The sequence below is a fragment of the Streptomyces sp. NPDC025784 genome (assembly GCF_055558435.1).
This window is the reverse complement of sequence record NZ_JBVHMN010000001.1, coordinates 951,507-971,335: the sequence shown is the minus strand read 5'-3', so window position 1 is coordinate 971,335 and position 19,829 is coordinate 951,507. Positions and strand designations below refer to the sequence as shown.

Here is a 19,829-nt window from a genome sequence, read left to right as displayed (position 1 = left end):
GGTAGCGCCGCGCCCTACGGATGCGGCGCCGTCAGATACCGCTGGACCGTCGGGCCCAGCCAGGCCACGATCTCCGCACGGCTCAGCGCGACGGCCGGGCCGATCCGCAGGACGTAGCGGGTGAGCGCGAGCCCGAGCAGTTGCGAGGCGCACAGCGCGGCCCGTACCGGCGCCTGCTCGGGATCGGGGCAGGCGCGCCGTGCGACCGGCGTGAGCTGGTCCTTGAAGATGCCCTGGAGGCGCTCGGCGCCCGCCTGATTGGTGACACCCACCCGGAGTATCGCGGTGAGGACTCCGTTCTCCTCCCACAGGTCGAGGAAGTGGCTCACCAGGACGCGGCCCACGTCCCGCGGATCGAGGCCCGCCGGATCGGGCAGCCGCAGGTCGACGTCGAGGACGGCGGCGAACAGCCCGTCCTTCGAGCCGTAGTAGCGCATGACCATCGACGGGTCGATCCGGGCGTCCCTGGCGATGGCGCGGATGGTGGCGCGCTCGTAGCCGTCGGCGGCGAAGCGGGCGCGTGCCGCGTCGAGGATCGCGGTGCGGGTCGCGTCGGAGCGGCGGGGCGCGGGCGCGTCCGTCGCCGTCGGCGTGGGTGCGGGGTGTTCCTTGAGTGCCATGCCAACGACCGTAGGCCAACACGTGTTGACAGTCCAGGGGGGTCGTCCTATGTTGGCAAACAAGTGTTGGCCAACAAGCGTTGGCAAGCCAGGGAGTGCGAATCGGTCGACAGGCGCTGCGGGTCAACCACGGTTGGCCCACCACCGTTGGCCGACAAGTGTTGGCATCGGAGGTCACCATGAAGGACCACACGCAGAACGCACAGGCCATGCGCCACGCGCATGAAGAGCGCCCCGCCGGGCCTCACGCCACCGCCGTGGACGCCACCGCTCCTCGCCGCGCAGTGGCGCGCCCCACCGACGCCCGCGGTGTCGTCGTCGTCGGCTCCGGCCCCACCGGGCTGCTGCTCGCCGGTGATCTCGCCGCAGCCGGCGTTCCCGTCACCGTCGTCGAGAAGCGGCCGCACAGGATCAGCAATCTCTCCCGGGCCTTCGTCGTGCACGCCCGCACGCTGGAGCAGCTCGACGCCCGTGGCCTCGCCGACGACCTGGAGCGCGAGGGCCGGCGGCTCGACCGTCTCCAGCTCTTCGGAGCGTTCTCCCTCTCGCTCGACACCCTCCCCTCCCGCTTCAACCACCTGCTCGTGATCCCGCAGTACGAGGTGGAGAAGGTGCTGGTGTGCAGGGCGGAGGACGCCGGGGCGCGGTTCCTGTACGAGACCGAGGTGACCGGTCTGAGTCAGGACGCGGACGGCGTGACGCTGACGGTCCGGCGTCCGGACGGTGCGGCGGCGGAGCTGACGGCGGCGTACGTCGTCGGGACCGACGGGATGCGCAGCGTGGTGCGGACGGCGGTCGGACTGCCGTTCCCCGGCAAGTCGGTGATCCGGTCCGTGGTGCTCGCGGACGTCCGGCTCGACGAGGAACCGGAGTCGGTACTGACCGCCGCCGCGGTCGGGGACGCCTTCGCCTTCCTCGCTCCCTTCGGCGACGGCTACTACCGGGTGATCGGCTGGCATCGCGGCCGGAACGTCCGCGACGACGAGCCGCTCGATCTCGACGAGGTCAAGGAGATCACCCGGCTCGCCCTCGGCCGCGACTACGGCATGCGGGACGCCCGCTGGATGTCCCGCTTCCACAGCGACGAACGCCAGGCGCCCGACTACCGGGTGGGCCGTGTCTTCCTCGCCGGAGACGCCGCGCACGTGCACACCCCGGCCGGCGGCCAGGGCATGAACACCGGGCTCCAGGACGCGGCGAACCTCGGCTGGAAGCTGGCCGCCGTCCTCGGCGGGCACGTGGACGCGGCGCTGCTGGACACCTACCAGGCGGAGCGCCACCCGGTCGGCCGGGCCGTGCTGCGCAGCAGCGGCGGCATCGTGCGCCTCGCGATGGCCAAGTACCCCTGGACGCTGGCGCTGCGCACCGGGCTCGGCGCGTTCCTGAGCCGTGTCGGACCGGCCCGGCGCAGGGTGCTCGGCCGGATCACGGGCATCGGGTACGCGTACGGGGCGCCGCGCGGATCCCATCCGCTGGTCGGCCGGCGCGTCCCGGACGTCGCGCTGCGGAGCGGCCGGCTCTACGAGGCGCTGCGCGGCGGCCGGTTCGTCCTGATCGCCCCGCGGCCCCATGCCGTGCAAGGCCGCGCGGGCCGCCTCGCGGTGGAGCGGTGGGCGGACGGCAGGAGCACGACGGTGCTGGTGCGGCCCGACGGATACGTGGCCTGGGCCGCGGAGTCCCCGGACGCGGCCGCGGTGGAGGCGGCGCTCACCACGGCGCTGGGCGCGCCGGACGACCGCCTAGACGGCAGTGCTGGTCAGCAGTCGGCGCAGCAGGTCGGCGAGTTGGGCGGCCCGGGCCTCGTCGAGGCCGGCGAGCGCGTCGGTCTGGACGGCGAGTCCCGCCCCGACGGCCTCGTCGATCAGGCGCAGTCCCTCGTCGGTGAGCGTGACCTGGAGTCCGCGCCGGTCGTGCGGATCGGGTGAGCGGCGCAGCAGTCCGGCGCGCTCCAGCTTGTCCAGGCGTCCGGTCATCCCGCCGGTGGTGAGCATGAGCGTCGCCGAGAGCTGCCGGGGGGAGAGCGTGTACGGGGCGTCGGAGCGGCGGAGCGTGGCGAGCACGTCGAACTCGCCGCGGGAGATCCCGAAAGGCGTGTAGGCCTTCTCCATCCGGTCGCCCATCGCCCGCGAGAGCCGGAAGATCCGCCCGAAGACCTCCATCGCGGTGGTGTCGAGGTCCGGCCGCACGGCGGCCCACTGCTCGATGATCGCGTCGACGGCGTCCTTGTCGGCCGGGGCCTCGCTCGGGTCCTCGACCGGTCCCTCCGTGGAGGCCTCGGCGGAGTCGTCGACGAGGTTCTCGACGGGGTCCTTGGGGGTGTTCATGCGGGTGAGTATCCGCCGAGGCCCGATGGGTCGCAAGAAAGTAGCTCACAAGAGAGTGGATGGGCGCTGAGTAGATCAGTAGAAAGCAGCTTGACGTTAAGTAGCTTGCGACTAAGCTACTTGGGGTCGAACCGCTCGCGGTCGACGTGCTTCTCCTGGCCCAGTTCTCGCCGGCCTACTGGAAATCGGGTGTCCCATGGCCACGAACCGCCCCGCTCTCATCGCGCTCACCGCGCTCGCCCCCGTGTCCTGGGGCAGCACGTACGCCGTCACGACCGAGCTGCTGCCGGCCGACCGCCCCCTGTTCACGGCGGTGATGCGCGCCCTGCCCGCCGGATTGCTCCTCCTGGCCCTCGCACGAGTGCTGCCGCGCGGCATCTGGTGGGGCAAGGCGGCGGTGCTGGGCGCCCTGAACATCGGCGCCTTCTTCCCGCTGCTGTTCCTGTCCGCGTACCGGCTGCCAGGCGGCATGGCCGCGGTGGTCGGCTCCGTCGGCCCGCTGTTCGTCGCGGGGCTCTCGGTGCTGCTGCTCGGCGACCGGCCGACCCTCCGCACGCTCCTCACCGGTGTCGCCGCGGCCCTCGGGGTCAGTCTGGTCGTGCTGAAGGCCGCCGGGGCCCTCGACGCGGTCGGTGTGCTCGCCGCGCTCGCCTCGACCGCGTCGATGTCCACGGGCACCGTCCTCACCAAGCGCTGGGGACGACCCGACGGGGTCGGGCCACTGGCGCTCACCGCCTGGCAGTTGACGGCCGGCGGACTGCTGATCGCGCCGCTCGCGCTCGTGGTCGAGGGTGCGCCGCCCGCGCTGGACGGCCGCGCGGTCGGCGGCTATCTGTACCTGGCGCTGGCGAACACGGCCCTCGCCTACTGGCTCTGGTTCCGCGGCATCGGGCGGCTCTCCGCCACCCAGGTCACCTTCCTCGGTCCGCTCTCGCCCCTGACCGCGGCGGTGATCGGCTGGGCGGCGCTGGGGCAGGAGCTGACTCCGGTGCAACTGGCGGGCATGGGACTCGCGTTCGGGGCGACCGTCCTCGGTCAGCTCCGGCCCCGTCCGGTGGCGGTCAGGACCGTCTCCGGCTCCGGATCTTTCAGTTCTGCTGAAGGGAATGCTCGAAAAGATTCGATGGACGTGACGACTTCCGCCTTGCGACGGTAGCCGGGCCACCCACCCGACCACCGGAGAGGCGAGGGATGCACGTGACAGTCCTGGACCGGACCCGAACGCAGGGCGTGCCCGCGGGGGCCGCCGCGTCCGCCGAGGCGACCGAGCCCGTCGAGAACGCCGAGCCCATCGAGCCCGCCAAGGCCACCGAGCTCAAGAAGAACACCGAGCCCGCCGACCCCACCGAGCCCGTCGCCCCGTTGGAGTCCGTCGAGTCCGTCGAGTCCGTCGAGCCGTCCGGGGCCGCCGAGCCGTCCCCGGACGCTCAGCCGGGCAGGACGGGGGCGGGTACGCGGAAGGGCTCGGTCGGACTGGGTCTCGCCCTCGCGGCCGTCGCCACCGTCGTCTGGTCCGGCAGCTTCGTCGCGTCGCGTGCCCTGGGTGACAGCGTGCCGCCCGTCCAGCAGGCGTTCTGGCGCTGGGTCGTCGCCCTCGTGGTGGTCGCCCCGTTCGCGGCGCGGGAGACCTGGCGGCGACGGTCACTGATCCGCGGACACCTGGGCCACCTGCTGCTCGCCGCGTTCCTCGGCGTCACCGTCTACAACACCCTGGTCAACCAGGCGGGCGTGTCCACGTCCGCGGGCACCATGGGCATGATCATGGCCGCGTCGCCGGTCCTGATGGCGGTGTACGAACGGCTCGGCGGCACACGCCTCGGCAAGCGCCGGGTCACCGGCATGCTGATCGCCTGCGCGGGCGTCCTCCTCCTGGTGGGCGGCGGCCCCGCGGCGTCGACGGACCTCACGGCGGGCGACCTCTGGATGATCGCGGCGGCGACGTGCTTCGCCTCGTACAGCGCGCTGCTGCGCCGCGGGCCCGCCGAACTCACCGGACCCGTCTTCCTGTTCACCACCTTCACGCTGGGCACGGCGATGCTGCTGCCGGTGTTCGTGCTGAGCGTGGCCGTCCAAGGGGCCTTCACTCCGGCCCCCGCGACGGTCGGCCCGCTCCTCTATGCCGGGGTCGCCTCCTCCGCGGTCGCCTTCTTCACCTGGAACAAGGCGATCTCGCTCGTCGGCGCGGCCCGCGCCGGAACGGTCTACTACCTCCAGCCGCTCTGCGTGACCGTCCTGTCCTACGCGCTCCTCGGCGAACGCACCACGGCCGCGCAACTGCTCTGCATGGCACTGATCCTGGGCGGAGTCGTCCTGGGCACCGCCTCCCGGGCCCGCTGAACTCCCGGGATAGGTTTCCGCCATGGCCGAGTACGACAAGTGGGACATCAGGAAGCTGGAGATCCTGCGGACGCTGCGCGAGCGGGGAACCGTCACCGCGACCGCCCGGGCCCTGCTGATGACCCCCTCGGCCGTCTCGCAGCAGCTGACCAACCTCGCGAAGCAGCTCGGTGTGCCCCTGCTGGAGGCGCAGGGCAGACGGGTGCGGCTGACCGACGCGGCGGAACTCGTGCTGCGGCACGCCGAGGCCGTCTTCGAGCAACTGGAGCGCGCCGACGCCGAGTTGTCCGCGTACGCGCACGGCGAGGTCGGGCGGGTGCGGGTCGGGGCCTTCTCCACCGCCGTGCCCGCGCTCGTCGTCCCCGCCGTACGGGCGCTGCGGTCGGCGCGGCCCGGGATCGCCGTGCAGGTGCGGGAGGCCGAGGCGGCGGAGGCGTACGAGCTGCTCGGCGCCGGGGCGGTGGACCTCGCCCTGTCCCTGGCCGCGCAGGCCCCGACGGCGACGGACGCCCGCTTCACCCGGGTGCCGCTGCTCGCCGACCCGCTCGACCTGGCGCTGCCGCACGGCCATCCGCTCGCCACCGCGCCGGACGTGCGGCTCGCCGACTTCGCCGCCGAGTCGTGGATCTTCGGCGGGAGCGGCCCGTGGTCGGACATCACGCGGAGCGCGTGCGAGGCGGCCGGGTTCAGCCCGCACCAGGGCCACTCGGCGGCCGGGTGGACCGCGATCCTCGCGATGGTCGAGGCGGGGATGGGGGTGGCGCTGGTGCCGCGGATGGCCGCGGCGCGGCGGGAGGGGGTCGTGATGCGGGAGCTCGCGGGGGAGCGACCGCATCGGCACGTGGTCGCGGCGGTGCGCCGCGGAGCGGAGGAGGGGACCGCGGTCGGGTTCGTGCTGGGGGCGCTGCGGGAGGCGGCCCGGGGGCCGGACCGGTAGCCGGCCGTCCCGAGTGCCGGTCGTCCGGGGGGCGGGAGACACCAGGGGACGTATAGCGTCACGTCGTCCCTGTGTGACGCAATCGCCGGAGGCCTCATGGACGTCGACGCCGCGTGCCGCAGCTGCGGCAAGCCCCTGCCCGGCCGGTCGGGGCGCAAGGGCCGGAGCTCGCTGTACTGCTCCGCCGCCTGTCGGCAGAAGGCCTACCGGGCCCGGCGGACCGCGCCCGCGGACACCGTGCGTGGACTGATCGAGGAGGTGGCCCGGCAGGTCGACGCGCTGGTCCCGCAGCCGCCGTCGGTCTTCTACTCCGGTGTGACGGAACTGTCCTCGTCCGTGGGCCGGCTGCGACGCGTCGCCCGCGTCGCACGGGACACCGCGCACCGGGACCGGGGAGCCCGCGAGGACCACACGGCCGGCGAGGCCCCTGAAGCCCGGCCGGCTTCCATGACGAGGGAGGCCGTCACGGAATCCCCGGCCGTGCGGGCAGCCGCGGCGGACCCCGGCGCCACGGTGACCGGTGCCCCGGAGGCCGGGCACGGCGGAACGGTCGCGGCGGAGCCCGCCGCCGCACAGGCCGGACACGGCGAAGTCCCGTTCGCGGCGGGCGACTTCGCCGCCCTGGTCGAGTCGTACCGCCGCGAGCTGCGTGTGCACTGCTACCGGATGTCGGGCTCGTACGACGACGCGGAGGACCTCGTGCAGGAGACGTTCCTGCGGGCCTGGCGGGCGCGGGACGGTTTCGCCGGCCGGGCGAGCCTGCGGACCTGGCTGTACCGGATCGCGACCAACGCCTGTCTGGACTTCCAGCGGCGCACCGCACGCCGCCCGCAGCGCTACGAACCGCTGCCCGGCATGAACCACGGGGAAGCCGAGCCGCCCGCCCGCGTCACCTGGCTCCAGCCGTACCCCGACGAGGACCTGCCCTCGGCGGAGGAGCAGCCGGACGCCCGTGCCGTCTCCCGGGAGACCCTGGAACTCGTCTTCCTCGCCGCCGTCCAGCACCTGCCGCCCCGCCAGCGCGCCGTCCTCGTCCTGCGCGACGTGCTGGGGCTCGCCGCCGCGGAGACCGCAGAGGCCCTGGAGATGACGGTGGCCTCCGTCAACAGCGCCCTGCAACGCGCCCGGCCCACGCTGCGCGACCACCTGCCGCGCCGCCGCGCGGAGTGGAGCGCCGCGGCGGACGCCCGTGAACGCGAGGTCCTGCGGCGCTACATGGCCGCCGCGGAACGCCTCGACCTCGACGAGATCGCCACCCTGCTCAGCGAGGACATCACGCTCACCATGCCGCCGAACCCCTTCTGGTTCGTCGGCCGCGAGGCGCTCACCGAGTTCCTGCGCCCGAGCCTCGATCCGGCCTCGCCGATGTTCCTCGGTGACTGGCGCCATCTCCCCGCGCGCGCCAACGGGCAGCTCGCGGCCGGGGGTTACGTCAGGCGTCCCGGGACGACCGTGTACCGGGCGCAGGTCCTCGACGTGCTGCGCATCGAGGGCGACCGCATCGTGGAGATCACGTCCTTCGAACCGCACCTCTTCCCGGCGTTCGGCCTGCCGTTGCGGCTCCCGGCCGACCGGTGAGGACCGGGGGAACGACCCGCGACCGATGAGTGACCTGGGGTTCGTACGTCTCCATGACCGACACGTACGAACGGTTCGTGCGACCTGCCTTCAGGAGATCATCATGCTGCTCACCGACAAGACCGCGATCGTCTACGGCGCCGGCGGAAGCATCGGCGGCGCCGTCGCCCGCACCTTCGCCCGCGAGGGCGCCCGCGTGCACCTGGTGGGGCGGACGGCGGCCACACTCGACGCGGTGGCCGACGACATCGCCGCGGCCGGTGGCCGGGCGGAGACGGCGGTGCTGGACGCCCTGGACGAGGCGGCGGTCGAGGCGCACGCGGCGTCCGTGGCCGGCGACGGCGGAATCGACGTCTCCTTCAACCTGGTCACGCGCGGCGACGTGCAGGGCATGTCCCTCCTCGACATGCCCGTCGACGACTTCGTGGCGCCCGTCGTGACCGGCATCCGCGCCAACTTCGTCACCGCCCGCGCCGCGGCCCGGCACATGGCCGAGCGCGGCTCCGGCGTGGTCCTCACCCTCAACAGCGGTTCCGCGCACGGCAGTCCGATGATGGGCGGCACCGGGCCCGCGGACGCGGCGATCGACACGCTGGTACGGAACCTGGCGGTGGAGCTCGGCCCGCGCGGACTGCGCGCCGTGGGCCTGTGGGCGGCCGGTGTGCCCGAGACGCTGACCAAGGAGAAGCTCGCCGCGGTCGACAGCGGCATGGACCTCGACGAGAACGCCGTCCAGGGACTGCTGGCCCACCTGGCGGGCATGCGGATGACCCGCCGCAACCCGACGCTCCCCGAGATCGCGGCCACCGCCGCCTTCCTCGCCTCCGACCAGGCCGGCGGTATCACCGGCACGTTCGTCAACGTCACCGGGGGGATGTTCCCCGGCTGATCCTGCGCTCGCGGCGCCCGCGCCACCAGGTGCGGGCCCACAGCAGGTGGATGCCGCCCAGCGCGACGACGACCGCCGCGGCGTCGAGGTTCCGCGCCGCCGGCTCCCCGGGCCCCAGCCGGGTCACCGCACGCGCGAACAGCGTGATGTCCGCGGGCAGGGTGACGGTCGCGAGGAACGCGAGACACAGCGTGGTGCCCACGACGAGCACCACGCTGTACGCGCGCACGGCCCGCCGTTCGTGCCGCGGGAGCCCGAGACTGGGGTCGGGCTCCCCGGTGCGGCGCAGCAGCCGCCGTGCCGCGTACTTCGTGTACGCCACCCCGTCCCCGTACAGGTCGCGGCAGCGGGTCACGTCCTGGAGCACGAAGTAGAGGTCCGTGCGCATGAAGACCATCAGCTGGAAGGGGAGCGGCAGCAGGGCGAGCAGGGCGACGGCGGCGAGGACCCGCCGGGCCGTGCCGTCGGCGGCGCCCGCACCGAGCGCGGCCAGGCAGGACACCGTCAGATTGGTCGCGATCCCGGCGAGGTACGCGGTCAGCCGGTGGCGGCGCGGGGCGAGTTCGATACCGCTGATGTCCGTCTGCATGACGAGGAACTGGAGCCGTGTGCCCAGCCGCATCCGGCCCGGAACGCCGGTGGCGCGCGCGGTCAGCAGATGCGCGCACTCGTGCAGGAACAGCAGGCCCCAGCCCACGCCCGCGCCGAGCGCGATGACCGCGCTGCCGTGCGGGCTCCACAGCAGGGTCCGGTAGCTCAGCGGGACCGGCGGGCGGGTGAGCAGGGTCACCGCGATCAGCAGGCCGACGAGGGCGGGCGCGACGGGGCTCAGCGCCCAGCGCACATGCCGCGGCCGTATCCCGGCGAGCGTCGGCTTCGGCGGGGCGGGCTGCGGCACGGCCCGGCCGTCCACCTCGGCGACGAACCCCAGTCCCAGCAGGGCCTCCACGAAGTCCGGTACGTCGATCTCGTCGCCGGTCTCCACTCGCAGCCGTTCCCCGACCTCGGCGGCGCTCAGCCCCTCGGCGAGCAGGTCCAGCGCCTGCTTGCCGACCTCGGGCAGGGCGACGAACCGGCCCGTGGCCATCCGCCCGACGATCCATTCCTCGCCGTCGGGGCGGGAGTCCAGCGCGTGCAGGCGGACGTGGGTCACTCGGCCACCCCGCCCGCCCGGTCGCCGCAGGCCGCGCAGTCGAGGTGCCGCGGGGTGCGCTGGAGGACCGGGTCGCCCGGCAGCATCAGGTTGATCCCGAAGCGGAAGCCGGGTTCGAGGGACGGGACCCCGGTCAGCAGGGCGAGGGCCGCATGCGCGAGCAGGCCCCCGGAGAGTCCGGCGGTGACGGCGCTCGCGGGATTCCACGGCATGCGCGGGGAGGCGACCTCCGGGTCCTGGCCGGGCGCGAGGCGCAGATCGCGGCGTGCTGCCTCACCGGCGCGCAGGCACTCCCAGCAGGCGCCCCGGCCGGGCACGTACACGCCCGCCGTCACCAGCGGGCCGCGATAGCCGGCGTCGGCCCACGGCAGGCCCGCGGCCAGACAGACTCGGTTCGCCCAGCGGCGGATGTCGTCGGGCCGGTCGGCGGCGAGGACGAGCAGGTCGTAGGCGGACGAGCGCGGCCCGCTGCCTGGCGCCGCGGCGGGCGGGTCCGGCCGGCGGGCGTTGTCCGGCAGCCCCGCGGCGGGTCCGGACGGGTCCGGCTCCCGGGCACCGGACACGGAATGCGGGGCGAGGCCGCCGGAGTCCGGGTCCCGGGGGCCTGCCACGGAGTGCGGGTCCAGGCTGCCGGGGTCCGGGTCCGGGTCCGGGTTCGGGTCCGGGTTCGGGTTCGGGGCCCCGGACACGGAGTGCGGGGCGAGGCTGTCGGAGTCCACGCTCCGGGGGCCGGCCACGAGGTCCGCCAGGTCCGCCGGGCCCCGGACCTCGCGGCGCTCCCCGGTCACAGTGACGTCCGAGTTGACGGCCCGCAGCGCGGCGACCGCCGCCTCCACCTTGGGGCGGCCGATGTCGGACTCGCGGAACAGGGGCTGGCGATTGAGGTTCGACAGCTCCACGACGTCCGGGTCCACGCAGTGCACCCGTCCGACGCCGGAGGCGACCAGACTCTGCGCGGCGTGACCGCCCGTGCCGCCGACGCCGATCAGCAGGACATGCGCCCGGCGCAGCCGCACCTGGGCGTCCCACGGGTTGCCGCGCGGGGTCAGGTCCATCCAGCGCAGCAGCGGCACCCCGCGGCTGTAGCGGACCCGTTCCCGCTCCGGCAGCGGCACGGCCGCGCCCGCGTCGTCCACGAACCCGGCGGCGAGCAGGTCCGCCATCGCCTGGCGGGCGTCCTCGCCGGGGAGGTCCGGGTGCGCCCGCACCACCTCGTCGACCACCGCGGCCGGCCCTCGTGTCCCGTCCATCGCCTCGACCAGCGTCCAGACCCAGCCCTGTGGGTCGGCGATCTCCGCGCCGATGCCGTGAATGACACTGCCGATGCGGACGTTGCCGTCGACCGTGCGATAGGCGCGGTGCTCGGGCTTGATGCGGGGCCGCCGGAGTGTTTCGACCGTCACTGTCACCAGGATCCCTCCCGTTTACAGGCACATGCCTTGACACTTTGGTCCCACGAGTCGAGCCTTGACAAGAGTGGTCGACCATGACGTCGGAGAGCTCAACCCCACAACAGAGGTGAGGAGTTGACGTGCCCACCAAGATCGTGATCCGCCCGCTGGACAAGAAGGAGACCACGGGCGACAGCAGCGGAGGCAACGGCGGCTGAGTGCCACCGCCGCTCGGACAACACCCTTCAGCACACCCCAGGTTGTGAACGGAGAGGAGTCTGCATGCCTGCCAAGATCGTGATTCGCCCGCTGGACAAGAAGGAGACCACTGGGGACAGTAACTCCCAGGGCGCCTGATCGGAGGACCAGCGTGCGGACACCGCTCCATCCGGTCTACCCGGACGTCGACGAACTGGAGCGGCGGGCCCGCGCGCTGGTCGCCGCGGCACCGCAAGTGCTGCGGCTGAGCCCGGCCGGCGAGAGCCGCGCCGGGCACCCGCTGTGGCTGCTGTCCGCCGGGCACGGGGACCGGCAGATCCTCACCGTCGCCGGCGCGCACGCCAACGAACCGGTGGGCGGCACCTCCGTGCTCCGCCTCGCCACGCTGTTCGCCCACCGGCCCGAGATGCTCGAACGCCTCGGCTGCACCTGGCACTTCCTGCTCTGCCTCGACCCGGACGGCGCGCGACTCGCGCACGGCTGGACGCCCGAGGAGCCGCAACCCTCCCTGGAGGAGTGCCATCGCGCCTTCTACCGGCCGGCGTTCGCCCGTCAGCCGGAGTCACTGCCCGCGCCCGACGAGCCCCGCGCACCGCTCCCGGAGTCGAGGGCGCTCGTGCGGCTGCTCGACGACCTGCGTCCCGTCGCACAGTTCACGCTGCACGGCATCGAGGTCGGCGCGGCCTTCATGATGGCGACACGGGAGGTGCCCGGCGCGGCCGACGCCTTCAGGAGGACGGCCGCCCGCCTGCGGATCCCCCTCGACCGGCACCCCTGCGACGGCCCCGACTGGCGGCTGGACGCGCCCGGGGTCCTGCTCCTGCCGGACGACAGCGGCGGCGGCGAACGGGACCCGAGCGGTTTCGTCGCCGAGAGCACCTGGCTCTACCCCCGCCGGTACGGCACCCTCACCGTCCTGGTCGAGACCCCTGCCTGGTGCGTGCCGGCGATGAGCGACGCACGCCCCGCCGGCGCCCCGGAGCGGGAGATCGCACGCGTCGGCGACGTCCTGCTGGGACACACCCGGGAACTCGCGGAGGCGATCGGCGAGCGGACGGCCGCCGACGTCCCCGACGACCTGATGCCGCTCTACGACGCGGCACGCGAACTCGTCGAGGTGGCGCCGTCGATCGTGCGGACCTGGGCCGCGGAGGAACCGAGCCCGCACCAGGGACACTTCGCGACCCTCGGGATCTCCGCGCGCCGCATCCCGCTGCGCGCGGCGGCCATGATGCGCCGGGCCCTCGCCCGCACCCGGCCCGACACGGCCGCCGTCCTCACGGACCTCGTGCGCGAGTGGTGCCAGGAACTGCAGAAGTCGTACGACCTGCGGTGGGTGCCGGTGTCCGCGCAGACCGGACTGCATGTGCGGACCATGCTCGACACGGCCCGTCTGGTGTGTGCGGCGGGCGGGTGACCCGCCCGGTCACCCGCCCGCCGTCGCCTGCCGCCAGGCCCTGTCCGGCCATTCCCGGCCGCCCTGCGGGCGGCGCCGCGAATGGCCGGGCCCGTCCTAGGCGGTCGCCGCCTGCGCGTCGGCCCGCTGCGCCTTCAGGGCCCGCTCGACGCCCGAGCGGGACTCCGAGACCAGGCGCCGCAGGGCCGCGTTGGGCTCGGCGGCGGCCAGCCACGCGTCCGTCTTGGCGAGGGTGTCCTCGAAGACCTGCACGGTCGGGTAGAGACCGACGGCGATCTGCTGCGCCATCTCGTGCGACCGGGCGTCCCAGACGTCCTTGACCACGGCGAAGAACCGGTCCGTGTAGGGCGCCAGCAACTCACGCTGGTCGGTCTGCACGAAGCCCGCGATGACCGCCTCCTGCACGGCGTTCGGGAGCTTGTCCGACTCGACGACCGAGGCCCACGCCTCCGCCTTGGCCTCCTCGGTGGGACGGGCCGCACGGGCCGTGGCCGCGTGCCGCTCGCCGGCCGCCGTCCTGTCGCGCTCGTACTCGGCGGCGATCTCCGCCTCGTCGAAGCGCCCGACGGCCGCCAGCCGCTCCACGAACGCCCAGCGCAGCTCGGTGTCGACGGCGAGACCCTCGATCGTCTCGCGGCCTTCGAGCAGCGCCTCCAGGAGGTCCAGCTGCTCCGGCGTGCGGGCGGTCGCCGCGAAGGCGCGCGCCCAGGCCAGCTGGTGGTCGCTGCCCGGCTCGGCCGCCCGCAGGTGGGCGAGCGTCGCTTCGGTCCAGCGGGTCAGCAGGGTCTCGCGGGCCGACGGGTCGGCGTACAGCTCGATCGCCAGCTTCACCTGGCGGTGCAGGGACTGCACCACGCCGATGTCGGACTCCTTGCCGATGCCGGACAGCACCAGGGACACGTAGTCGCGGGTCGCGAGCTCCGCGTCACGGGTCATGTCCCAGGCGGACGCCCAGCACAGGGCGCGCGGCAGGGAGGCCTCGAAGTCGCCGAGGTGCTCGGTGACGAAGGCCAGCGAGGCCTCGTCCAGACGCACCTTGGCGTACGACAGGTCGTCGTCGTTGAGCAGCACGACGGCCGGGCGGGCCTTGCCGACGAGCTGCGGCACGGCGGTCAGTTCGCCGTCCACGTCCAGCTCGACGCGGTCGCCGCGCACCAGCTTGCCGCTGCCCGCGTCCAGGTCGTACAGGCCCACCGCGATGCGGTGCGGGCGCAGCGTCGGCTCGCCCTTCGCGCCGGCGGGCAACGCCGGGGCCTCCTGACGGATCGCGAAGGACGTGATGACGCCGTCCGCGTCCGTCTCGATCTCCGGGCGCAGGATGTTGATGCCCGCGGTCTGGAGCCACTTCTGCGACCAGGTCTTCAGGTCGCGTCCGGAGGTCTCCTCCAGGGCGCCCAGCAGGTCGGACAGGCGCGTGTTGCCGAACGCGTGCGCCTTGAAGTAGGCCTGCACGCCGCGGAAGAACTCGTCCATGCCGACGTACGCGACGAGCTGCTTCAGGACGCTGGCGCCCTTGGCGTAGGTGATGCCGTCGAAGTTGACGAGGACGTCGTCCAGGTCGCGGATCTCGGCCATGATCGGGTGGGTCGACGGGAGCTGGTCCTGCCGGTACGCCCACGTCTTCATGGAGTTGGCGAACGTGGTCCACGAGTGCGGCCAGCGGCTGTCCGGCGCGTACGCCTGACAGGCGATGGAGGTGTAGGTGGCGAAGGACTCGTTCAGCCAGAGGTCGTTCCACCACTCCATGGTCACGAGGTCGCCGAACCACATGTGGGCCAGCTCGTGCAGGATGGTCTCGGCACGCACCTCGTACGCGGCGTCCGTCACCTTGGACCGGAAGACGTACTGGTCCCGGATGGTCACGGCGCCGGCGTTCTCCATGGCGCCCGCGTTGAACTCGGGCACGAACAGCTGGTCGTACTTCCCGAACGGGTACGCGTAGTCGAACTTCTCCTGGAACCAGTCGAAGCCCTGCCGGGTGACCTCGAAGATCGCGTCCGAGTCGAGGAACTCGGCGAGCGAGGGGCGGCAGTAGATGCCGAGCGGGACGGACTGCCCGTCCTTCTCGTACACGCTGTGCACCGAGTGGTACGGGCCCACGATCAGCGCGGTGATGTACGTCGAGATCCGCGGCGTCGGCTCGAACGCCCAGACGTCGTCCTTGGGCTCCGGCGTCGGCGAGTTGGAGATGACGGTCCAGCCCGAGGGCGCCTTCACGGTGAACTGGAAGGTGGCCTTCAGGTCGGGCTGCTCGAAGGAGGCGAACACGCGCCGGGCGTCCGGGACCTCGAACTGGGTGTACAGGTAGGCCTGCTCGTCGACCGGGTCGACGAACCGGTGCAGACCCTCACCGGTGTTGGTGTACGCGCAGTCGGCGACCACGCGGAGCACGTTGCGGCCCTCCAGCAGGTTCGGCAGCGCGATCCGCGAGTCGGCGAAGACCTCGGCCGGGTCGAGCGCGTCCCCGTTCAGGGTGACCTCGTGGACGGTCGGGGCCACCAGGTCGATGAAGGACTCCGCGCCGGTCTCGGCGGAGTCGAAGCGCACCGTGGTCACGGACCTGTAGGTGCCGCCCTCCTGCGCGCCGGAGAGGTCGAGATCGACCTCGTACGAGTCAACGGTGAGCAGCTTCGCGCGCTGCTGCGCCTCTTCGCGGGTCAGGTTTGTGCCAGGCACGCGGTCATCTCCTCGTTATGTGTGGGTTGCGCCATCCTTCCACGGGACCTGCACCGAACGCGATGTCCGTTTCCCGCCGGTGCGGGCCCCCGGCGGGCGGGAGCCTGGACACATGACGACGTACACCGCACAAGCCGTTCCGCCGGCCGTCCTGAAGGAGCTCCGCGACACCGACGACGCGGGCCGCCGCCGTGTCCCCCTCGTGGACGACGAGGGAGGCGCCCCGCTGCGCTGCTGTCTGCGTCGCAGCGAGCCGGGGGAGCGGATCGTGCTCGTCTCCTACGCGCCGCTGCGGCGGTGGGCCGCCGAGTCGGGGGCCGATCCGGGGGCGTACGACGAGCAGGGGCCCGTCTTCGTCCATGCCGAGGAGTGCGCGGGGCCGGACGGCGGCCTGCCGTTCACGAACGCCCACCGCACGGTGCGCCGCTACTCCGCGGACGGCCGCATCCTCGGCGGGCGGCTCGTGGCGGCCCCCGCGGAGTTCGAGGACGCCTTCGCCGAGGCGTTCGCCGACCCCGAGGTGGCCCTCGTCCATGTGCGGGCCGTGGAGTACGGCTGCTTCCTCTACGAGGTGCGCCGCCCCTGACGCGACGAGGCGCGCCGCCCCCGACGACACGCGGCCCCCGGGGCGGGACCGGTCAGGTCCCGCCCCGGGGGCCGCGGGCAGCGTCCCGGAAGGTCAGGCGCGCAGCTCGGCGGCGACCAGCTCCGCGATCTGGACCGCGTTCAGCGCGGCACCCTTGCGGAGGTTGTCGTTCGAGATGAAGAGGGCGATGCCGTGCTCGACGGTCTCGTCCGAGCGGATCCGGCCCACGTACGAGGCGTCCTTGCCGGCGGCCTGGAGCGGGGTCGGGATGTCGGAGAGGGTCACGCCGGGGGCGCCCGCGAGCAGCTCCGTGGCGCGCTCGGCGCTCAGCGGACGCGCGAAGCGGGCGTTCACCTGGAGGGAGTGCCCGGAGAAGACCGGGACGCGGACGCAGGTGCCGGAGACCTTCAGGCCCGGGATCTCCAGGATCTTGCGGGACTCGTTGCGGAGCTTCTGCTCCTCGTCGGTCTCGTTCAGCCCGTCGTCGACGACGGAACCGGCCAGCGGGAGCACGTTGAACGCGATGGGCCGCTTGTAGACCTGCGGCTCGGGGAAGTCGACCGCCTCGCCGTCGTGGGTCAGCCTGTCGGCGTCGGCGACGACCTTCATGGCCTGGCCGTGCAGCTCGGCGACGCCCGCGAGACCGGAGCCGGAGACCGCCTGGTAGGTGGCGACGACCAGCGCCTCCAGGCCCGCCTCCTCGTGCAGCGGCTTCAGCACGGGCATGGCGGCCATCGTCGTGCAGTTCGGGTTGGCGATGATGCCCTTGGGGCGGTCCGCGATCGCGTGCGGGTTCACCTCGGACACCACCAGGGGCACCTCGGGGTCCTTGCGCCAGGCGGAGGAGTTGTCGATCACGACGGCACCCTGGGAGGCGACCTTCTCGGCCAGCGCGCGCGAGGTCGCGCCGCCCGCCGAGAACAGCACGATGTCCAGGCCCGAGTAGTCCGCCGTGGAAGCGTCCTCCACCGTCACACCGTCGATCTCCGTCCCGGCCGAGCGGGCCGAGGCGAACAGACGCAGCTCGTCGACCGGGAACTCCCGCTCGACCAGGATCCTGCGCATGACCGTGCCGACCTGACCGGTGGCTCCGACGATTCCGACCTTCACGGCGACTCCCTTTGCGTGCGTTTCACGTGGTCCAGCGCTTCCATGATGCGTCTCACCAGTCCCCGCGTGTCCAATCCTTTCGTCGTGGTGACCGAGGAGTGGGACGTCCGGAACGGGTGGACCCGCCCCGATCGTCCGGTGCCGGCCGCCCCCGGTCCGAAGAAAACCGCTCGCCGCCCGCCCCGGACCGCAAGCCGTACGGCGCGGCCGCCGCCCCCCGGCGCCGGACGGTGTGACGTACGACTCCGGGCCGGGGGAGGGGTGCGCGCGGCGGTGTCAGCCGCGCGCCTCGATGGTCCACTTGCCGCCGCCGCTCGTCCTGACCTGGACGAGGCCCTGCGGTATGTGCTGGAGACCGGTGGCCATGCTGATCCGGCGGATCGGTTCGAGGCGCTCGTCGAGCTCCCACAGGGCGATGAGGTCGAGCATGCCGCGCACCTCGTAGCGGACCATCATCTCGGCCGCCGGGCCGGTGTGGCGTACGACTGCGTAGCCCTGCCCCGACACCTTGCCGGTGAACGCGGGCACGGTGTCGAGGGAGGCGGGCTCGATCTGCCAGCCGGTCGTGTGACGGGCGGTGACCAGGAGGTAGCAGTATCCGGCCGCCGACACCGACAGGGGGCCGACGACGGGCCGGCGCCGCCCCGCGGTGCTCGCGCTCATGCTCTTCCTGCCGTCCGCCTGGACGACGGAGGTCTCCAGCGGACCCTCGTCCCGGGTGAGGCGGCGCAGGGTCTGCACCGCGGGCGGTCCGGTGTGGCGGAACACCGTGCTGCCCCTGCCCTCCGTCTTCCCGGTCAGCGGTGTCGCGGCCTCGGCGGGCAGCAGGCGCAGACTCCAGGCGCCCACGCGTTCCAGCCGCAGCCGGACCTCGCTCTCGCCCGAGCCGAACAGGAGGGTGCGGCCCTCCACCCCGTGCGTGCCCGATTCCATGAACTTGTCGGCGTCGTCGTACTCGTCCAGCCGCTCGACCCGGTAGCCGCCGTACTCGTTCTCGTCCTTGATCGAGTATTCGAGGATCGCGGGCTTCCCCGGCTCCGGGTTGACCAGCGTGACCGTCTTCGCGCCGCGGCCCGAGTGCTCGTCCTTGGCGCGGCCGAAGCGGCCGAGGAGGCCCTTCGAGCGGGGCCCGTCCTTGGCCGCGCCGTCGCCCGCGTCCGGGTACGGCTGGGCGGGCGGTGCCGCGGGGACGGCGGCGGGAGGTGCCGGGGGGACCGCGGCGGGAGGCGCAGGCGGAACGGTGGCGGCCGGCGGCTCGAATGTCATGGCCGGGCCGGGGTCGAGGGCGGGCAGCGGCCGGGCGGTCAGCTGCCAGGGGCCGTCGGCCTCGACGAGCAGCAGCAGCGGGCCCGCCGGGACGGGCGCGGTCTGCCGGAGCCGTCCGACGTCGTTGAAGATCAGGTCCTGGGAGCCCTGGAGGTTGTGCGCGTCCACGCTCCACACGACGAACGAGCCGTCGCCGTCGCTGTCCCCGGCGAACTCCGCGTCGACGTCGGCCTCCGTGCCCGTGTAGGCGAGCACCTCGGGGCCGACGCCCTGCACGGTGCCTTCGAGACGACGCACCGCCGACAGCGGCTGGAGGGACACCGTCCAGTCGTTGTCGCCGGTGACCCGCAGCCGCAGGCGCCGGTCGTCCCCCTGGAAGACGAGCGCCCGCCCGTGGAAGTCGGTGATGGTGTTGTTGAAGACGAGCTTGTCGTCCTTGTTCCGCTTGGTGAGCGTGTACGCGTAGATGTAGCCCTCGCCCTGGTGCCAGGCCTCGACGAGCACGGGGCCGGGCGGGACGGACCCGCCCACGCTGACGACTCCCTGACCGCGGCCGCGCTGCACGACGGGCGCGAAGCCGGGCCCGAACGGGAACGGGGCGCCACCCTGCGGGACCGGCGGCACGGTGCCCATCGGCGCCGGCCCCTGCGGCGGTGCGGGCACCGCGTCCGCCGGTATCGGTCCCGGTCCCGTCGTCTTCGAGGGCACGGTGTCCAGCGGTACGGGACCCGACGGCGGCGGGGGCACCGCGTCGGACGGCTCGGGCCCGGCCGGCTCCTCCTCCACCGCGATGCCGAAGTCCGTGGCCAGCCCCGCCAGACCCGACGCGTACCCCTGGCCGACCGCCCGGAACTTCCACTCCCCGTTGCGCCGGTAGAACTCGCCGAGCACGAAGGCCGTCTCGCTCGACGCGTCCGTGACCTCGTAGTGCGCCACGACCGCACCGTCACCGGTCAGCGCCTGCACGGCGAGGCCGGGCACCTCGCCGAAGACCCCGCCGTCGCAGGAACCGGCGATGAGCACCCGTTGCACCTGCGGCTCGACGCGCGGCAGGTCCAGCTCCAGCCATTCGGCGAGCTGCCCGTCGCCCTTCGCGTTGCCGGCGTGCCGCACGGCCCCCGAAGGATGCGCCGGCTGGTTGTAGAAGACGAGGTCGGCGTCGCCGCGCACCTTGCCGACCGCGTCGAGCAGCAGGGCCGAGGCGTCCACGGGCGGCGTCCCGGGGACGTCGCGACGGCAGACGGCGACCCGCAACAGAGCTGCGGGGACAGGGGTGTTGGCTCCTTTGGTGATGTGCGTCATGAGCCACATGCTGACAGTGAGGAT

General features: G+C 73.3%; 14 protein-coding genes and 1 pseudogene. 8 read left to right on the top strand and 7 right to left on the bottom strand.

The window, feature by feature from the left end:
• Positions 1-14 precede the first annotated feature (14 nt).
• Positions 15-620, bottom strand: a complete 606-nt coding sequence (locus ACZ4IF_RS04225) for a TetR/AcrR family transcriptional regulator (RefSeq protein WP_467559350.1) — start codon at positions 618-620, stop codon at positions 15-17.
• A gap of 179 nt (positions 621-799) precedes the next feature.
• On the opposite strand from ACZ4IF_RS04225, the pseudogene ACZ4IF_RS04220 reads away from it, so the two are divergent.
• Positions 800-2,344, top strand: a pseudogene (locus ACZ4IF_RS04220) (FAD-dependent monooxygenase); the annotation flags it as partial.
• A gap of 15 nt (positions 2,345-2,359) precedes the next feature.
• On the opposite strand, the gene ACZ4IF_RS04215 reads toward ACZ4IF_RS04220, so the two are convergent.
• Entirely contained in the window at positions 2,360-2,944 is a 585-nt protein-coding gene (locus ACZ4IF_RS04215) for a MarR family winged helix-turn-helix transcriptional regulator (protein WP_467559348.1), read from the bottom strand.
• Between the two features lie 196 nt (positions 2,945-3,140).
• Between ACZ4IF_RS04215 and ACZ4IF_RS04210 the strand changes: the two genes are divergently transcribed.
• From ACZ4IF_RS04210 to ACZ4IF_RS04190, 5 genes are all read left to right on the top strand, one after another.
• A complete protein-coding gene (locus tag ACZ4IF_RS04210) occupies positions 3,141-4,100 on the top strand; it encodes an EamA family transporter (protein WP_467559346.1) in 960 nt (319 codons plus the stop codon).
• A gap of 317 nt (positions 4,101-4,417) precedes the next feature.
• Positions 4,418-5,281 carry a DMT family transporter gene (locus ACZ4IF_RS04205; RefSeq protein WP_467559956.1) on the top strand — a complete coding sequence of 288 codons (864 nt, stop codon included), beginning with the start codon at positions 4,418-4,420 and terminating at the stop codon, positions 5,279-5,281.
• A gap of 22 nt (positions 5,282-5,303) precedes the next feature.
• Complete coding sequence (locus ACZ4IF_RS04200) at positions 5,304-6,218, top strand: LysR substrate-binding domain-containing protein (RefSeq protein WP_359487034.1); 915 nt, start codon at positions 5,304-5,306, stop codon at positions 6,216-6,218.
• A gap of 96 nt (positions 6,219-6,314) precedes the next feature.
• On the top strand, positions 6,315-7,796 hold the full coding sequence (locus tag ACZ4IF_RS04195; RefSeq protein ID WP_467559343.1) for an RNA polymerase subunit sigma-70: 1,482 nt from the start codon (positions 6,315-6,317) through the stop codon (positions 7,794-7,796).
• 103 nt (positions 7,797-7,899) lie between these two features.
• A complete protein-coding gene (locus tag ACZ4IF_RS04190) occupies positions 7,900-8,685 on the top strand; it encodes an SDR family NAD(P)-dependent oxidoreductase (protein ID WP_467559341.1) in 786 nt (261 codons plus the stop codon).
• Here ACZ4IF_RS04190 and ACZ4IF_RS04185 read toward each other — a convergent pair.
• Together ACZ4IF_RS04185 and ACZ4IF_RS04180 are read right to left on the bottom strand one after the other, a co-directional pair.
• A complete protein-coding gene (locus ACZ4IF_RS04185) occupies positions 8,660-9,838 on the bottom strand; it encodes a hypothetical protein (protein ID WP_467559339.1) in 1,179 nt (392 codons plus the stop codon). The genes ACZ4IF_RS04190 and ACZ4IF_RS04185 overlap by 26 nt on opposite strands.
• Complete coding sequence (locus ACZ4IF_RS04180) at positions 9,835-11,241, bottom strand: HesA/MoeB/ThiF family protein (RefSeq protein ID WP_467559337.1); 1,407 nt, start codon at positions 11,239-11,241, stop codon at positions 9,835-9,837. The genes ACZ4IF_RS04185 and ACZ4IF_RS04180 overlap by 4 nt, the downstream gene beginning before the upstream one ends.
• 358 nt (positions 11,242-11,599) lie before the next feature.
• Here ACZ4IF_RS04180 and ACZ4IF_RS04175 point away from each other — a divergent pair, with 358 nt between their 5' ends.
• Positions 11,600-12,865 (top strand): M14 family zinc carboxypeptidase, encoded by a 1,266-nt coding sequence (locus ACZ4IF_RS04175; protein WP_467559335.1) that lies wholly within the window; start codon positions 11,600-11,602, stop codon positions 12,863-12,865.
• Between the two features lie 96 nt (positions 12,866-12,961).
• Here ACZ4IF_RS04175 and pepN read toward each other — a convergent pair whose 3' ends face one another.
• The gene (pepN, locus tag ACZ4IF_RS04170) at positions 12,962-15,541 is read right to left on the bottom strand and encodes an aminopeptidase N (RefSeq protein ID WP_467559333.1); all 2,580 of its coding nucleotides are present in this window, start codon (positions 15,539-15,541) and stop codon (positions 12,962-12,964) included.
• 112 nt (positions 15,542-15,653) lie between these two features.
• On the opposite strand from pepN, the gene ACZ4IF_RS04165 reads away from it, so the two are divergent.
• A complete protein-coding gene (locus ACZ4IF_RS04165; RefSeq protein WP_359487048.1) occupies positions 15,654-16,127 on the top strand; it encodes a DUF1203 domain-containing protein in 474 nt (157 codons plus the stop codon).
• A 93-nt stretch (positions 16,128-16,220) separates the two neighbouring features.
• Here ACZ4IF_RS04165 and ACZ4IF_RS04160 read toward each other — a convergent pair whose 3' ends face one another.
• Both ACZ4IF_RS04160 and ACZ4IF_RS04155 read right to left on the bottom strand, forming a co-directional pair.
• Positions 16,221-17,237: an aspartate-semialdehyde dehydrogenase gene (locus ACZ4IF_RS04160; protein WP_467559331.1), complete on the bottom strand. Its 1,017-nt coding sequence runs from the start codon at positions 17,235-17,237 to the stop codon at positions 16,221-16,223.
• 276 nt (positions 17,238-17,513) lie between these two features.
• Positions 17,514-19,805, bottom strand: a complete 2,292-nt coding sequence (locus ACZ4IF_RS04155; RefSeq protein WP_467559329.1) for a TerD family protein — start codon at positions 19,803-19,805, stop codon at positions 17,514-17,516.
• Between the last annotated feature and the right edge of the window lie 24 nt (positions 19,806-19,829).

Excerpts from the sequence above, each read along its gene's own strand:
- ACZ4IF_RS04200 (WP_359487034.1), top strand. The coding sequence starts at position 5,304 with ATGGCCGAGTACGACAAGTGGGACATCAGGAAGCTGGAGATCCTGCGG.
- ACZ4IF_RS04165 (WP_359487048.1), top strand. The coding sequence starts at position 15,654 with ATGACGACGTACACCGCACAAGCCGTTCCGCCGGCCGTCCTGAAGGAG.
- ACZ4IF_RS04155 (WP_467559329.1), bottom strand. The coding sequence starts at position 19,805 with ATGACGCACATCACCAAAGGAGCCAACACCCCTGTCCCCGCAGCTCTG.
- ACZ4IF_RS04195 (WP_467559343.1), top strand. The coding sequence starts at position 6,315 with ATGGACGTCGACGCCGCGTGCCGCAGCTGCGGCAAGCCCCTGCCCGGC.
- ACZ4IF_RS04215 (WP_467559348.1), bottom strand. The coding sequence starts at position 2,944 with ATGAACACCCCCAAGGACCCCGTCGAGAACCTCGTCGACGACTCCGCC.
- ACZ4IF_RS04225 (WP_467559350.1), bottom strand. The coding sequence starts at position 620 with ATGGCACTCAAGGAACACCCCGCACCCACGCCGACGGCGACGGACGCG.
- ACZ4IF_RS04190 (WP_467559341.1), top strand. The coding sequence starts at position 7,900 with ATGCTGCTCACCGACAAGACCGCGATCGTCTACGGCGCCGGCGGAAGC.
- ACZ4IF_RS04210 (WP_467559346.1), top strand. The coding sequence starts at position 3,141 with ATGGCCACGAACCGCCCCGCTCTCATCGCGCTCACCGCGCTCGCCCCC.